Below are 13,882 nucleotides of genomic sequence, written 5' to 3'. Positions count from 1 at the left end.
CAAATGACCACCATTCAACTGCGCGATCTTCGCAAATCCTTCGGCGCCTTCGATGTCATCAAGGGCATCGACATGGACATCCGCTCCGGCGAGTTCATGGTCTTCGTCGGCCCCTCGGGCTGCGGCAAGTCCACGCTTTTGCGCCTCATCTGCGGGCTGGAGGAAATTTCCAGTGGCACGCTTTCCTTCGACAGCGAGACGGTGAACCGCCTGCCGCCCGCCAAGCGTGGCGTCGCCATGGTCTTCCAGTCCTATGCGCTTTATCCGCATATGACCGTATTCGAAAACATGGCCTTCGGCATGAAACTGTCAGGCGCGGACAAGGAACAGCGCAAGAAGCGTGTCGAAGCCGCCGCCGAGATGCTGCAGCTCACACCCTATCTGGAACGTCTGCCGAAGCAGCTTTCCGGCGGCCAGCGTCAGCGCGTCGCCATCGGCCGCGCCATCGTGCGCGATCCGAAGGTCTTCCTGTTCGACGAGCCGCTCTCCAATCTCGATGCGGCATTGCGCGTCGCCACGCGTCTGGAAATCGCCAAGCTGCATCGCTCGATGCATGACACGACGATGATCTATGTCACCCACGACCAGGTGGAGGCGATGACACTCGCCGACCGTATCTGTGTCTTGCGTGACGGCAGGGTCGAGCAGATCGGCACGCCGCTGGAGCTTTACGAAAGCCCGGTCAACACCTTCGTCGCCGGCTTCATCGGCTCACCGAAGATGAACTTCCTCACCGGCAAATATGCGGAGGCCGAAGGGGCGAAAACCATCGGCATCCGCCCTGAACACATCACCATCGCCACCGATGGCAGCGGCTGGAGCGGCGAGATCGTGCATTCGGAAATGCTGGGATCGGACAGCTATATCTATGTCGAGATCGGCGCGGGCGAACCCGTCGTCGTTCGTGAAGAGGGCGTGACCGGCCGCACGGCCGGTGAACGCATCGCCATCGCGCCGGATGCGACGCAGATACATCGTTTCGACGCAGACGGCCGGGCGCTTGCCCGCAACCCTGCCCGGGGTGCCGCCTGAACATTCAACTTTCGCCGGGCTCACCCAAGGTCCCGGCTTTCACCGAGGAGCATGACAATGACCATCAACACCGTTGTATGGGGCGAAAATATCCACGAACACATCAATGAGACGGTGCGTTCTATCTATCCAAACGGCATGCACAACACCATTGCCGACGCGCTGAACCAGAATCCTGAGATCAACGCCACGACCGCCACGCTGCAGGAGCCGGAACACGGGCTTTCGCAGGAGCGCCTCGACAAGACCGACGTGCTGGTCTGGTGGGGCCACAAGGACCATGGCGCGGTGCAGGATGAAATCGTCGAGCGTGTCGCCAAACGCGTCTGGGAAGGCATGGGCCTCATCGTCCTGCATTCAGGCCACTTCTCCAAGCCGTTCAAGCGCCTGATGGGCACGCCCTGCGCGCTGAAATGGCGTGAGGCGGGCGAGCGTGAACGCCTGTGGACCATCAATCCGCGCCACCCGATTGCAGCTGGCCTGCCCGAGCATTTCGAGCTGGAAAACGAGGAAATGTACGGCGAACAGTTCTCCGTGCCGGAGCCGCTGGAAACCGTCTTCATCTCCTGGTTCCAGGGCGGCGAAGTCTTCCGGTCCGGTCTTACCTGGCGCCGTGGTGCAGGCAATATCTTCTATTTCCGCCCCGGCCACGAGACCTATCCCACCTATCACGACGCCAATGTCCAGAAGGTCATCAGCAACTCGGTGAAATGGGCCTATAATCCGGTTGGCGCACTGAAAAGCATTCACGACGCCCCCAATGTTCCCGTCGACAAAGCTCTGGAGCCCATCGAAGAACGCGGCCCCAAGCTGCACAAGGCAGGCGAAGCAGGTTACAGGTAAAAAGCCATGAGACTTCTCATTCTCGGAACCGGCGGCATGGCCAACAACCATGCCACCTATTTCTCTCAAATCCCCGGCGTCGAACTGGTCGCGGCAGTGGATGTGGACGATGTGGTGGTGCGGGGCTTTGCGCTGCGCCACAATATCCCGCTCTCCTTCACCTCACTGGATGACGCCATTGCCTGGGGTGAATTCGATGCGGCGGCGAATGTCACGCCGGACGCGATCCACCACCCCACCAGCCTTAAACTGCTGGCGGCCGGCAAGCATGTCTTCTGCGAAAAGCCGCTGGCGGAAAACTACGCCAGGGCCGCCGAAATGGCCGATGCCGCCGAAAAGGCCGGCCTCATTGCCATGGTCAACCTCACCTATCGCAACGTTGCCCCCTTGCAGGCGGCGCGTGAGATGGTGCTGGCAGGCAAGATCGGCAAGGTGCGGCACCTGGAAGCCTCCTATCTCCAGAGCTGGCTCGTTTCCAAGGCCTGGGGCGACTGGATGACGGAGAGCAAGTGGCTGTGGCGGCTTTCCACCAAGCATGGCTCTAACGGCGTGCTGGGCGATGTCGGCATCCACATTCTCGACTTCGCATCTTACGGTGCGGGCAGCGATGTTGAACGCATCTTCACGCGGCTGAAGACCTTCGACAAATATGAAGGCAACAAAATTGGCGTCTACGACCTCGATGCCAATGACAGCTTCACCATGACCGCCGAGCTTGAAAACGGCGCCATGGGCGTCATCCATGCCAGCCGCTGGGCGACGGGGCATCTGAACGAACTTCGCCTACGCATCCATGGCGACAAGGGCGCATTGGAAGTGATCCACACGCCTGACTATTCCAGCCTGCGCGCCTGCATCGGCGAGGATGTGGAAAAGGCGATCTGGAAGACAATCGATGTAGACCCGGTGCCGACGAATTACGAAAAATTCGCCAGGGCCGTCATGGAAGGCGGCCCCGCCGATCCGGATTTCCGTCACGCGGCCAATCTGCAGAAGGTGCTCGATCTGTCGATCATTGCGGATCGGGAGAGGCGCGAGGTGGCTGTTTCGGCTTGATTTGCGAAAGTGCGGCGGCACAAGCCGCCGCATGGATTGCTGCAAAGGGCGCTCCTCGCTCTCCGTCACCCCGGACTTGATCCGGGGTCCAGCGCGATCAAGTCGTTGATCGCAAAAAACTCTTTTCACGGCGCAGACGCGCCTTGGCCGGATGCCGGATCAAGTCCGGCATGACGGAGGGAACTTATAACTCCCTCAAACCCCGCGCTTATTCCCCCACAACAGCACATGCAGCTGCGGCAGCACCCGCGCCGAAAACCAGCGGTCATCGCTCACCTTATCCACCAGCCACAACATCCGGTCCATCACCCCGTCGATATCCACACGCGCATCGTCGTCATCGGGCGGCGGCGGGGTGTGGTTGCCGGGCTGGAGGTAAACCGGCAAATGCGGGAAACGCGCGGATGCCGCTTTGGCATAGGCATAATCCGCATCGTCGAACACCACGATCTTCAGCGCCGCCTGCGGTCCGTCGCCGGCGGCGGCAAGACAGTCTTCGAAGGCCTGCCAGTCCGTTTCCATGCCGCTCGATGGCGGCTTGGGGCTGAGAACGAGGTAGTCGAGATCGGCAAACCAGTCTTTCGCGATGCTGCCCTGCGTTTCCAGCGCGAAGCGATACCCTTCGTCCTGCCCTCTGGTAATCAAAGGCCCGAGGGGCTGGATAGCCGGATTGCCGCCTGAAAGCGAAGCCGTCAGCGGCACGCCGCCAGAAAGCCGCCGCACCTCCTGCCAGATCGCCTCGACCGGCATCGGCTTCCATGTATCGCGGTACTCGCTGTCAACGGCATGCAGTGTATCGCACCATGAACAACGATAGTCGCAGCCGCCGGTGCGCACGAAAACGGTCGGCAGACCGATCAGCAGGCCTTCGCCCTGAATGGTCGGGCCGAAGATTTCGCTGATGCGGATCGTGGTCTCCTTGGCTGCAATCTTGTGTGCATCCGCCGTCATGGCCGGTATTCCGCCCAGGTCTTGGCGGTTTCGCTCACCCGCACGGCGCTGGTTTCCGGCAGGCGATCCTTGCACCAGTCGTAGAAATGCTTCGCCAGACATTCCGCCGTCACCCGGTCATGGCCAAGAACGTCGTTCAGGTGGCGATGGTCGAAATGATCGTCGATATAACGCTTCAGCGGTGCAAGCTCGTGATAGTCGCGTACGAAACCGTGCTCGTTCAGCGCTTCGCCCGCAAGCTCGATCTCGACAATGTAATTATGCCCGTGGAGGCGATTGCACTGATGATCCGACGGCAGGCTTTTCAGCTGGTGCGAGGCGGAGAAGTGAAATTCCTTGGTGATGCGGAACATCAGCGCACCTCCTGCGCCGCATAGGCATGGGTGGCCGCCACCCAGAAATCCGGGTCCTCATAGTCTGTCGGATCGGTGACACCGGCCAGATGAAAGGCCTCGCGCCGTTCGACGCAGGTGCCGCAGCGGCCGCAATGGCGCAAGCCGCCCTTGTAACAGGACCATGTTTCGCCAAAGGGCGTGCCGTATTTCGAACCATCGGTCACGATCGCCGCCTTGGAAACGGTGACATAGGGGGCAAAGAGCTTGACGTCGGCATAACCTTCAAGCGCATGCGCCTGCATGGCGTTGAAGCTGTCGATGAAGCCAGGCCGGCAATCGGGGTAAATGAAGTGATCGCCGCCATGCACGGCAATCGCCACGGCATCCGCCTGCTGCGCGGCGGCCAGCCCGAAAGCGATGGTGAGCATGATGGCGTTGCGGTTCGGCACCACGGTGGAGCGCATGGTCTCCTCCGCATAGTGCCCGTCCGGCACCTCCACGTCGTCGGTCAGCGCCGAACCGGTGAGATGGGCGCCGATGGTTCTGATATCGATGACATGATGCGGCACGCCGAGACGCCTTGCGCAATCGGCCGCGTATTCCAGCTCCTTCCTGTGGCGCTGGCCATAATCGAAGGAGACGAGAGCGAGAAGTTCGTGTTCCGCCGCGATTTTATGCGCAAGCGAAACGGAGTCCAATCCGCCGGAGCAGATGACGATGGTTTTCATAATTTGGGATCCCTTGTTTTGACCGGGTGGGCTGCGACCGGATTACGGGGAGCGGCTTTAAACCAAAGCGACGGGCTTGTGAAGGGGCCTGCGGAAATCGCGCAAAGCCGCGCCATCACGAAAACGCCCCTCGGCAGCAACAAGATGAAACAATCGGGACATATGCGGGAAACCGGCACGATCTAGAACGATGCGAAATCTGCTGTTCTTGAAAGGTCTTGCCAATGGTGGCGGCTGATACATTTCTGTTTTCGCTGAGCAACCTCAGCTCTCTCGGCACCGGCATCCTGATGGCGATGGCGGGCATGCTTTATGTCACGCTCACCATTCGCGGGCTGATCACCGCCATACGTCATGGATAAGGCTCTCTACCCAAAACGCCACCGGTTCAGGCGCAATCTCACCACAACGCTCATTATCGCCTCGGTGGCGCTCGTCGCGGCTGTTGGCATAGCCCCTTTCGTGTTCCTGATCTGGATGGTCAGGACCGTTGCGCGCTGGCTGGGTCTTTTTGTCGGCCTATGAAAATGTGATGAACACGCGACGCTCGCCACTAAATGGCTGAGCGGAAAAGGCCCGGCGAACTGGCAGTGCGCCGGGCCTTTTTTGGGCTGTGCGCTCAGCGCAGCAGCGCCTGCGCCTCCTCGATACCAAGTGCCGCCGGCTGGGTGCAGGTCGTCGTCATTTCGATGAAACGGCCCTCCTCCCCGGATTTGAGGATCGAGGTCATCACATCGATACCGTGCAGGGAGCGATCCAGCGAGCAACGGGCATCACGCCCCTCCAAAATCGCAATCGCCATATCGGCAAGGCCTGCCGTGCGATAATTGGCGCGCGGGCCGTTCGGGCTTTCCTGATTGGCAATGCCGAAGGGATGGGCCCAGTCTTCCAGCGGCTGGATATTCTTGTCCCGTCCGCTCGCTTCCACCACGCCGCCGAAGAAGTTCGGATCCGGCACATAGATCGAGCCTTCCGTGCCATAGAGCTCCATATTGGCGTGGCGATGCGACCAGACATCCCAGCTTGCCGAAAGCGTGATCGTCGCGCCGTTCACGAATTCCAGCAGGGCATGGATATTGGTCGGTGTTTCAACGGGAATGATCGCGCCGTTCAGCGGCTGGCTGGTCACCGTACGGGTCGGATTGGCCATCGAGGTCAGCGCGCCGACGCGCTTCACTGGTCCGATGAGGTTGATGAGATTGGCGACGTAATAGGGGCCGAGATCGAGGATCGGACCGCCGCCCTTCAGGAAGAAGAAGCCCGGATTTGGGTGCCACATCTCCATGCCGGGGCTCATCACATGGCAGGTGCCGGAGGTGATGCGCCCGACCTTGCCGTCATCGATATATTGCCGAGCAAGCTGATGCGCGCCGCCGAGGAAGGTATCCGGCGCGCAGCCGACGGAGAGGTTCTTCTCCCGGGCGATGCGCCGCAGCTCCTCGCCTTCCTCCAGCGAAAGCACCAGCGGCTTTTCCGAATAGACGTGCTTGCCTGCCTCAAGGGCGGCTTTCGACACCGGAAAATGCGCGGCGGGAATGGTGAGATTCACCACCACGTCGATATCCTTGTTGGCGAGCAGCTCCTCGATGGACTGCGCGACAACACCGAATTCTTCCGCCCTCAGCTCCGCCGCATTGCGGTTGAGGTCGGCGCAGGCCAGCACCTTGATGCCCTTGAAGAGCGGTGCCAGCGAAAAGTAAGCAGACGAGATATTGCCGCATCCGATGATGCCGACGCCAAGATCCCTGGCCATGATGCAAACTCCGAAAATTGAAACTTAGTAGGTTTTGAAAGATGCGATCGAGCGGGTGATCAGCCGGTCGATATCCTTGGGATTGTCGTGCTCGACCACGAAATGTTTCGTGGCGGATTTTGCCTTCAGCGCCGCGACGAGGCCCTTCCAGTCCACGGTCCCATGGCCGACATCAGCCCAGCCATCCTCATCCGCATTCTCGCCTGCTGGTGCGATATCCTTCACATGTACCGCAGTAATGCGTTTGCCGTAGCTTTCGATCCAGGCGAGCGGATCGGCATTGCCGCGAATGATCCAGGCGATATCCGCCTCCCATTTCAAATCCGGGCCACCTGCAAAAATCTGCTCCTGTGGGGTGGAACCGTCGCCAAGCGTCTTGAACTCGAAATCGTGGTTATGCCAGCCGAAGACCAGTCCGGCATCCGTAAATGGCTTGCCGGCTTCCTCCAGGCGCTTGCCGAAAGCGAACCAGCCTGCGGCATCTGTCGGGCGCTGGTCAGGCATCAGATAAGGGCAATAGATCGCCTCAACACCCAGAACTTTCGCGATGTTCAGCGCCTTTTTCGGGTCGCCCTCAAGAAGATCGAGGCCGAAATGGCCGGTCGGCATGGCAAGGCCATTGGCGTCGAGTTCGGCGCGCAGGCCTTTCAAACCGGCATCATCCAGCGAAGCGTACATCGCGCCATAACCTTCGACATGTTTATAACCCGCCGCCGAAAGCTTCTTCAGAATGTTGGAAAAAGGCTGGAAATTACGGGCGCTGTAAAGCTGGAAACCGAGTTCTGTCATTGTCTCCTCCATAGAGATCTGGGTCTTGGGATTGTGTGGGGGTAAATCGAAGCTATTCTAGAGCCGGTCCTCGCTTTGCGCGTCGAACAGCGAGGCCATCGTCATGTCGAGGCCGAGGCGCACTTTGGTGCCGGGTGAAAACCGCCTGTGGCCACCGACGCGCACGGACATGGTGTGCCCGGCATGTTTCAGCCAGATCAGATTGTCGGCGCCCATCGGTTCCTCGATATCGACAATCGCCTCATGCACTTCACCGCCGACAATATCGGCATCGACGCGCACATGTTCGGGGCGGACACCCAGAACCACGGCACGGCCGGCTGCGAGCGGCGTTTCCGCATGATAACCGTCCAGTGCGAAAGTCACGCCATTGGTGGTGAAAACCACCTTGCCGTCCTTTTCGATCAACTCGCCGCGCAGGAAATTCATCGAGGGCGAGCCGATGAAACCGGCGACGAAGAGGTTTCGCGGCTTGTTGTAGATGGTGACGGGATCGGCGAGCTGCTGGATGACGCCGCTTTTCATGATGGCGATGCGGTCCGCCAGCGTCAGCGCCTCGATCTGGTCATGCGTCACATAGATCATGGTGTTCTTCAGCGACTGGTGCAGCCGCTTGATTTCGACGCGAAGCTCCGAGCGCAGCTTGGCATCGAGGTTGGAGAGCGGCTCGTCGAACAGGAAAACATCCACATCCCGCACCAGCGCCCGGCCGATGGCCACACGCTGGCGCTGGCCGCCGGAAAGCTCGGCGGGTTTGCGCTTCAACAGCGGCTCGATCTGCAATATGCCGGCCGCTCTTTTCACACGCCGGTCGATCTCCTCTTTCGGCACCTTGGCGACCTGGAGGCCGAAAGACAGGTTTTTCTCCACCGTCATCTGCGGATAAAGCGCATAGGACTGGAACACCATGCCGATGCCGCGATCCTTCGGCTCTTCCCATGTGACGTTGCGGTCCTTGATGAATATCTGTCCGTCGGTCGGCTCCAGAAGACCCGCGATGCAGTTGAGAAGGGTCGACTTTCCGCAGCCGGAAGAACCGAGCAGCACGAGGAATTCGCCGTCGTAAATATCGAGATTGAGGTCTTTCAGCACGGTGACGGCACCGAAGGACAGGGAAAGATCGCGGATGGAAACGCTTTTGTTCATATAGCTCAACCTTTTACTGCGCCTGCGGCAATGCCGCGGACGAAAAGCCTGCCGGAGACGAAATAGACGATCAGCGGCACGGCACCCGTGAGAAGGGTTGCGGCCATGTTGACGTTATATTCCTTCACGCCCTGCACGGAGTTGACGATATTATTGAGCTGCACCGTCATCGGGTAATATTCCGGCCGCGTGAAGACCACGCCGAACAGGAAGTCGTTCCAGATGCCGGTCACCTGCAGGATCATCGCCACGACGAAGATCGGCAGCGACATGGGCAGCATAATGCGGAAATAGATCTGCCAGAAATTGGCGCCATCGATGCGCGCCGCCTTGAACAATTCCTCCGGCAGCGAGGCGAAATAATTGCGGAACAGCAGCGTCAGGATCGGCATGCCGAAAATGGTGTGCACGATGACGAGGCCGGTCAGCGTGCCATAAACACCCATTTCGCGCAGCACGATGACGATCGGATAGATCATCACCTGATAGGGAATGAAGGCGCCGATGATGAGGATGGAGAAGAAGAGTTCCGATCCCTTGAACTTCCAGTTCGCCATGGCGTAGCCGCTGACGGAGGCGACGACGATCGAGATCACCACCGAAGGCACGAGGATGCGCACCGAATTCCAGAAGCCGCGTGAAAGCCCGTCGCAGTTCAAGCCTGTGCAGGCATTGGCCCAGGCCTTCACCCAGGGCTCAAAAGTGATTTCCACCGGCGGCGCGAAGATGTTGCCGAGCCGGATTTCCGGCATGCCCTTCAGCGAGGTGACGACCATCACGTAAAGCGGCAGCAGGTAATAGGCGGCAGCCACGAAAAGCGTGCCGTAAAGTATGATGTTGCGGCGGGAAAAGGTTTTCCTCGGCTTCCTGCCGCGCGGGCCGGAAAGGTCCTGGGCAACCGCATCGCTGGCGGCGACAACCGTGTTCAATGTGCTGATATTAGCCACGCTTCTTGCCTCCGAATTCGAGGTAGGCCCATGGAATGATGATGATCGCGACCGTCAGGAGCATCATTGTCGAGGCGGCGAAGCCCTGCCCCAGGTTCTGTGCCTGGAACATGTAGTCATAGACATATTTCGCCGGTACTTCAGATGCGATACCCGGCCCGCCGCTGGTCTGCGCCACGACGAGATCGTAGACCTTGACGATGCCGCTGGCGATGATGACCAGCGTGGTGATGAAGACCGGCCGCATCATGGGAATGATAATGAGAATATAGGTCTTCCACATCGGAATGCCGTCAACACGCGTCGCCTTCCAGATGTCCTCATCGATACCGCGAAGGCCCGCCAGCATCAGGCACATGACGAGCCCCGTGCCCTGCCAGAGTGCCGCGATCAGGATGCCGTAGATAACGATCTGGGAATTATAGAGCGGGTCGAAGGTGAAACTTTCCCAGCCCATCGAGCGAACCACGGACTGGATGCCGAATTCCGGGTTCAGCAGCCATTGCCAGACAAGGCCGGTGACGATGAAGGACAGGGCGAAAGGATAGAGAAAAATGGTGCGAAAGGTGTTTTCGAAACGAATTTTCTGATCCATCAGCGCCGCCAGCACAAAACCGATGACGAGGCTGAAAATCAGCGACAGCACGCCGTAGATCGCCAGATTCTGGATGGACACGATCCAGCGTGGTGCTGCCCACAAACGCTCATATTGATCGAAACCGATGAAACTCGCGCGCGGCAGAAGCTTTGAATTGGTGAAGGAATAAACCACCGTCCAGATCGTTCCGCCGAGGAAGATCACCATGGCGGTCAGTATCATGGGAATGGAGGCAATCTTGGAATTAAGATTGCGGAAAAGCTGGTTGGGGCGCCCCGAGCGCGCTTGACCTGCCATGTTACCTCCTCCTGTAACGTTACAGTCAACAGTCAGGCAATAGCCTCACCGCATGAAACCCCCTGCCCGTGCTGATGATTGTTGCACAGGCAGGACGCTGGAAAGGAAAGCGGCGAACCGCTTTCCCACCCGGAGAGATCACACTCAGTCCGCCGAACCGATAATGTCCGCGAAGCGCTTCTGCCCGTCTTCCGCCGACATCGAGCCCGCGAAGAATTCCGCCATCAGGTCTTCCTTCTGTTTCTGCGTATCGGCGGAAATCAGCTGGTCGGTGCTGGTCAGGGCATTGCCCTTGGCCAGAATTGCCAGACCCTTTTTCATGCAGTCATTGGCTGCATTCAGATCGACGTCGCCGCGGATCGGCAGCGAGCCTTTCTTCAGGTTAAAGGCCACCTGCGTTTTTGGGTCGACGATGGTTGCGGCGAGAACGTCCTGCGCCTTGGTTTTCGCCTCGTCCTTCAAAACAGGGAAATAAAAGGCGTCGCCACCCGTGGTGAGATATTCACTGAGGCCAAGACCGGGAAGGCAGGAATAATCCGTGCCGGCCTTCTGGTTTGCAAGCTGGAATTCACCCTGCGCCCAGTCACCCATGATCTGGCCGCCGGCCTTGCCGGTGATGACCATGTTGGTGGCCTGGTTCCAGTCCTGAACATTGGTGCCCTTGGCCATGTCGCGCGCCTCAACGGCAGCCGCGAAAATCTTCGCCATCTCGGGCCCGGCTGCCGCCTCGGCATCCTTGTCGCCATAGACCTTCTGATAAAGGTCCTTGCCGCCGATCGAAAGCGTCAGCGTGTCGAACAGGCCGTTGGCCTGCCATGCCTGCCCACCGAGCGCAAGCGGCTGGATGCCGGCCTTTTTCAGCGCCGGCGCGGCGGCAACGAATTCCGTCCAGTTCTTCGGAACCTCGACGCCCGCCTTCTTGAAGGCTTCATTGGAAAGCCATAGCCATTGCCAGGAATGGATGTTTACCGGCGCGCAGTAAATCTTGCCGTCGATGGTGCAGCTGTCGAGCAGGCTTGCCGGCTTGATGACGTCCTTCCAGTTGCCCTTTGCGGCAACATCGGACAGATCGCGCATCAGGCCTGCCTGCACCAGCTCTTCCGCCTGACGGCCGTGGTTGAACTGGGTCGCGCCCATCGGGTCGCCGCCGGTGATACGGCTGATCATGATCGGACGGGCCGTGCCGCCCGAACCGGCAATCGCGCCATCCACCCATTTGTTCCCGGTTGCGTCGAAAGCCTTGGCCAGTTCGGCGACCGCTGCGGCTTCGCCGCCCGATGTCCACCAATGGGTCACCTCAAGATCGGTGGCCCCGGCGATACCCGCCGGAATCATGACGCTGGCCAGAAAAGCCGCAGAAATAACACGCATTCGCATGAGTCTCCTCCCTCACTGAAACGTTGCAGTTGGAACGTATGCGAAGATTTTTGATTAGGCAACCGCCTAAAATACGAATCTATTCCGGGTCATTGCGGGGCTTTTACAGAGCGAGAAACCGAGCGAACCGGCGGCGTAAAAATCCTCGTCCCGCCGCGTAACATATTGGCTATGCTGCTCTTCAAAGTTTCGAGCCGAGGCCGTCTCTCGCATCGCGATCGGACCTGCCGGATGTTTTCCCACGCCTTTGCCCATTGCGTGAACGCACTGGCACCGTGAAAGGGAAAAGGCGAGACGAACAATGTCCGGCTCGCCTTCGATCTTCAATGCGGCCAGCGAGGTTATTGCCGTTTATAATCGTCCTCGATGCGGATGACATCATCCTCGCCGATATAGGCTCCGGTCTGGATTTCGACCAGTTCGAGCGGGATCTGACCCTCATTGGCAAGCCGGTGCGGCTGGCCGATCGGGATATAGACCGACTGGTTCTCCGTCAGCAACTTCGTCTCTTCGCCGATCGTCACCGTCGCCGTGCCTTTGACGACGATCCAATGTTCCGAGCGGTGATAATGTTTCTGGAACGAGATGCGGTGGCCGGGATCGACCGTGATATGGCCCACCCTGTAACGCTCGTCCACATACATGTGTTCGATATAACCCCAGGGGCGATAGACGCGCTTGTGGGTCTGCGTCTGCGGCGCATGTTCGCCGTCCTTCAGCGTCTCCACCAGACCCTTCACGTCTTGCACCCGGTTCTTCGGCACCACCAGAACCGCGTCCTTGGTGGCCACCACCACCATGTCCCTGGCGCCCACCACCGTCGTCAGCAATTGCGTCGAATGGATGAGGCAGCCTTCAGAATCGATGAAGACGCCGTTGCCTTCCAGCGCATTGTCGTTGCCGCGCTTGTCGGCAATTTCCCAGATCGCATCCCAGCTGCCGATATCCGACCAGCGGAAATGGCCATGCACCACCGCCATGCGTTTGGTCTTCTCGATCACCGCATAGTCGATGGAGTTTTTCGGGGAAGCCTCGAAGCTTGCCTGATGCAGGCGCACGAAACCGAGGTCGCTTTCATATTGCTCGACCGCCTGCGTCACCGCCGCAAGAATCTCCGGGGCGAAGGCCTTCAGTTCGGCGATCATCACATCGGAGCGGAACAGGAAGTTGCCGGAATTCCAGAGATAACCCTTTTCCAGATAGGAGATCGCCGTCTTCATATCCGGCTTTTCCACGAAGGCGTCGACGGTGCTGAGGTCTTTTTCGCCATCGATCGCATCACCCGGCTTGATATAACCGTAGGAGGTGCGCGGTTCGGTGGGCACCAGGCCGAAGACGACGATATTGCCCTGATCGGCGGCTTTTGCGCCGAGTTTCACGGCCTCTGAAAACTTGTCGGCATCGAGCACCACATGGTCGGCTGCAAGCGCCAGCACCAGGCATCCGGGCTCGCGGCGCTCGGCCAGCACGGCAGCGGCGGCCATGGCGGCGGCGCTGTCGCGGCGGGCGGGCTCCAGCACCACGGTTGCCGGCAGATCGATCTCTTCGGCCTGACGGCGGGCGAAGAACCGGAAATCCTCATTGGTGATCACCAGCGGCTCGGCGTAAAGGCTCTTGTCTCCCACCCGCTGCAGCGTCTGCTGATATGTCGAAAGATTGCCGACCAGCGGCTGAAACTGCTTGGGCAACTGATCGCGCGATACCGGCCAAAGCCGCGAACCAGCACCGCCGGCCAGAAGAACCGGCGTGATCTTTCGAGAGTGTTCCTTCACAACAAAACCTTTCCAACTCTAAAAATTTCCCGGCGCGCCGGACAATATACATATTTCGAAATACCGCCATCATCGGTTCACGGGCGGATAAGCGCAAGCTCATAAATTCGCCTTGTGAAAGCTTGGTGAACGGACGATGGGGCATTTAGAGGCATGTCGATTGCCTGCGGACGCACCCAGCTAACGCCAGTCGGCGGGCGAGGTTCCACGCGTGGCAGGCACGGTAGGCGGCGAAGCGGATGGTGAGCGGGAATTAAT

General features: G+C 59.4%; 15 protein-coding genes. 5 read left to right on the top strand and 10 right to left on the bottom strand.

The window, feature by feature from the left end; all coding sequences use genetic code 11:
• Positions 1 to 3: 3 nt before the first annotated feature.
• Genes F3H58_RS08000 through F3H58_RS07990 form a run of 3 tightly spaced genes read left to right on the top strand, consistent with a single transcriptional unit; the run spans position 4 to position 2,931 of the window.
• A complete protein-coding gene (locus F3H58_RS08000; protein WP_149741822.1) occupies positions 4 to 1,032 on the top strand; it encodes an ABC transporter ATP-binding protein in 1,029 nt (342 codons plus the stop codon).
• A gap of 57 nt (positions 1,033 to 1,089) precedes the next feature.
• On the top strand, positions 1,090 to 1,875 hold the full coding sequence (locus tag F3H58_RS07995; RefSeq protein ID WP_046801358.1) for a ThuA domain-containing protein: 786 nt from the start codon (positions 1,090 to 1,092) through the stop codon (positions 1,873 to 1,875).
• Positions 1,876 to 1,881: 6 nt separating this feature from the next.
• Positions 1,882 to 2,931: a Gfo/Idh/MocA family protein gene (locus F3H58_RS07990; RefSeq protein ID WP_149741821.1), complete on the top strand. Its 1,050-nt coding sequence runs from the start codon at positions 1,882 to 1,884 to the stop codon at positions 2,929 to 2,931.
• A 195-nt stretch (positions 2,932 to 3,126) separates the two neighbouring features.
• On the opposite strand, the gene queE is transcribed toward F3H58_RS07990, so the two are convergent.
• From queE to queC, 3 genes are read right to left on the bottom strand one after another with little or no spacing between them, the layout of a single operon-like run.
• Complete coding sequence (gene queE / locus F3H58_RS07985) at positions 3,127 to 3,882, bottom strand: 7-carboxy-7-deazaguanine synthase QueE (RefSeq protein WP_149741820.1); 756 nt, start codon at positions 3,880 to 3,882, stop codon at positions 3,127 to 3,129.
• A complete protein-coding gene (gene queD, locus F3H58_RS07980) occupies positions 3,879 to 4,235 on the bottom strand; it encodes a 6-carboxytetrahydropterin synthase QueD (RefSeq protein WP_020811477.1) in 357 nt (118 codons plus the stop codon). The genes queE and queD overlap by 4 nt, the downstream gene beginning before the upstream one ends.
• The gene (gene queC, locus F3H58_RS07975) at positions 4,235 to 4,945 is read right to left on the bottom strand and encodes a 7-cyano-7-deazaguanine synthase QueC (RefSeq protein ID WP_149741819.1); all 711 of its coding nucleotides are present in this window, start codon (positions 4,943 to 4,945) and stop codon (positions 4,235 to 4,237) included. Before queC ends, queD begins: the two co-directional genes overlap by 1 nt.
• Before the next feature lie 224 nt (positions 4,946 to 5,169).
• Here queC and F3H58_RS27175 point away from each other — a divergent pair, with 224 nt between their 5' ends.
• Both F3H58_RS27175 and F3H58_RS27170 read left to right on the top strand, forming a co-directional pair.
• On the top strand, positions 5,170 to 5,307 hold the full coding sequence (locus F3H58_RS27175; protein WP_188128824.1) for a hypothetical protein: 138 nt from the start codon (positions 5,170 to 5,172) through the stop codon (positions 5,305 to 5,307).
• Positions 5,300 to 5,470 (top strand): hypothetical protein, encoded by a 171-nt coding sequence (locus tag F3H58_RS27170; protein WP_188128823.1) that lies wholly within the window; start codon positions 5,300 to 5,302, stop codon positions 5,468 to 5,470. Before F3H58_RS27175 ends, F3H58_RS27170 begins: the two co-directional genes overlap by 8 nt.
• A 94-nt stretch (positions 5,471 to 5,564) precedes the next feature.
• On the opposite strand, the gene F3H58_RS07970 is transcribed toward F3H58_RS27170, so the two are convergent.
• The 7 genes from F3H58_RS07970 to F3H58_RS07940 form a co-directional block, all read right to left on the bottom strand.
• Positions 5,565 to 6,698, bottom strand: a complete 1,134-nt coding sequence (locus F3H58_RS07970; RefSeq protein WP_149741818.1) for a Gfo/Idh/MocA family protein — start codon at positions 6,696 to 6,698, stop codon at positions 5,565 to 5,567.
• A 24-nt stretch (positions 6,699 to 6,722) separates the two neighbouring features.
• Positions 6,723 to 7,487 carry a sugar phosphate isomerase/epimerase family protein gene (locus tag F3H58_RS07965; protein WP_149741817.1) on the bottom strand — a complete coding sequence of 255 codons (765 nt, stop codon included), beginning with the start codon at positions 7,485 to 7,487 and terminating at the stop codon, positions 6,723 to 6,725.
• A gap of 57 nt (positions 7,488 to 7,544) precedes the next feature.
• Positions 7,545 to 8,633 (bottom strand): ABC transporter ATP-binding protein, encoded by a 1,089-nt coding sequence (locus tag F3H58_RS07960; protein ID WP_059758596.1) that lies wholly within the window; start codon positions 8,631 to 8,633, stop codon positions 7,545 to 7,547.
• A 5-nt stretch (positions 8,634 to 8,638) separates the two neighbouring features.
• On the bottom strand, positions 8,639 to 9,580 hold the full coding sequence (locus F3H58_RS07955; RefSeq protein WP_078052523.1) for a carbohydrate ABC transporter permease: 942 nt from the start codon (positions 9,578 to 9,580) through the stop codon (positions 8,639 to 8,641).
• Positions 9,573 to 10,475, bottom strand: coding sequence for a carbohydrate ABC transporter permease (locus F3H58_RS07950; protein WP_059758547.1), 903 nt, complete (start codon positions 10,473 to 10,475; stop codon positions 9,573 to 9,575). Before F3H58_RS07950 ends, F3H58_RS07955 begins: the two co-directional genes overlap by 8 nt.
• A gap of 144 nt (positions 10,476 to 10,619) precedes the next feature.
• Positions 10,620 to 11,852 (bottom strand): ABC transporter substrate-binding protein, encoded by a 1,233-nt coding sequence (locus F3H58_RS07945; RefSeq protein WP_003525113.1) that lies wholly within the window; start codon positions 11,850 to 11,852, stop codon positions 10,620 to 10,622.
• Positions 11,853 to 12,193: 341 nt separating this feature from the next.
• Positions 12,194 to 13,624: a mannose-1-phosphate guanylyltransferase/mannose-6-phosphate isomerase gene (locus tag F3H58_RS07940; RefSeq protein WP_149741816.1), complete on the bottom strand. Its 1,431-nt coding sequence runs from the start codon at positions 13,622 to 13,624 to the stop codon at positions 12,194 to 12,196.
• Between the last annotated feature and the right edge of the window lie 258 nt (positions 13,625 to 13,882).

Origin of the sequence: Rhizobium sp. NFACC06-2 (genome assembly GCF_900101425.1) — a bacterium.
In the GTDB taxonomy this organism is placed as follows: Bacteria; Pseudomonadota; Alphaproteobacteria; order Rhizobiales; family Rhizobiaceae; genus Agrobacterium; species Agrobacterium leguminum.
Note: the sequence above shows the minus strand (reverse complement) of the source record. Positions and strands in the feature narration are given on the sequence as shown.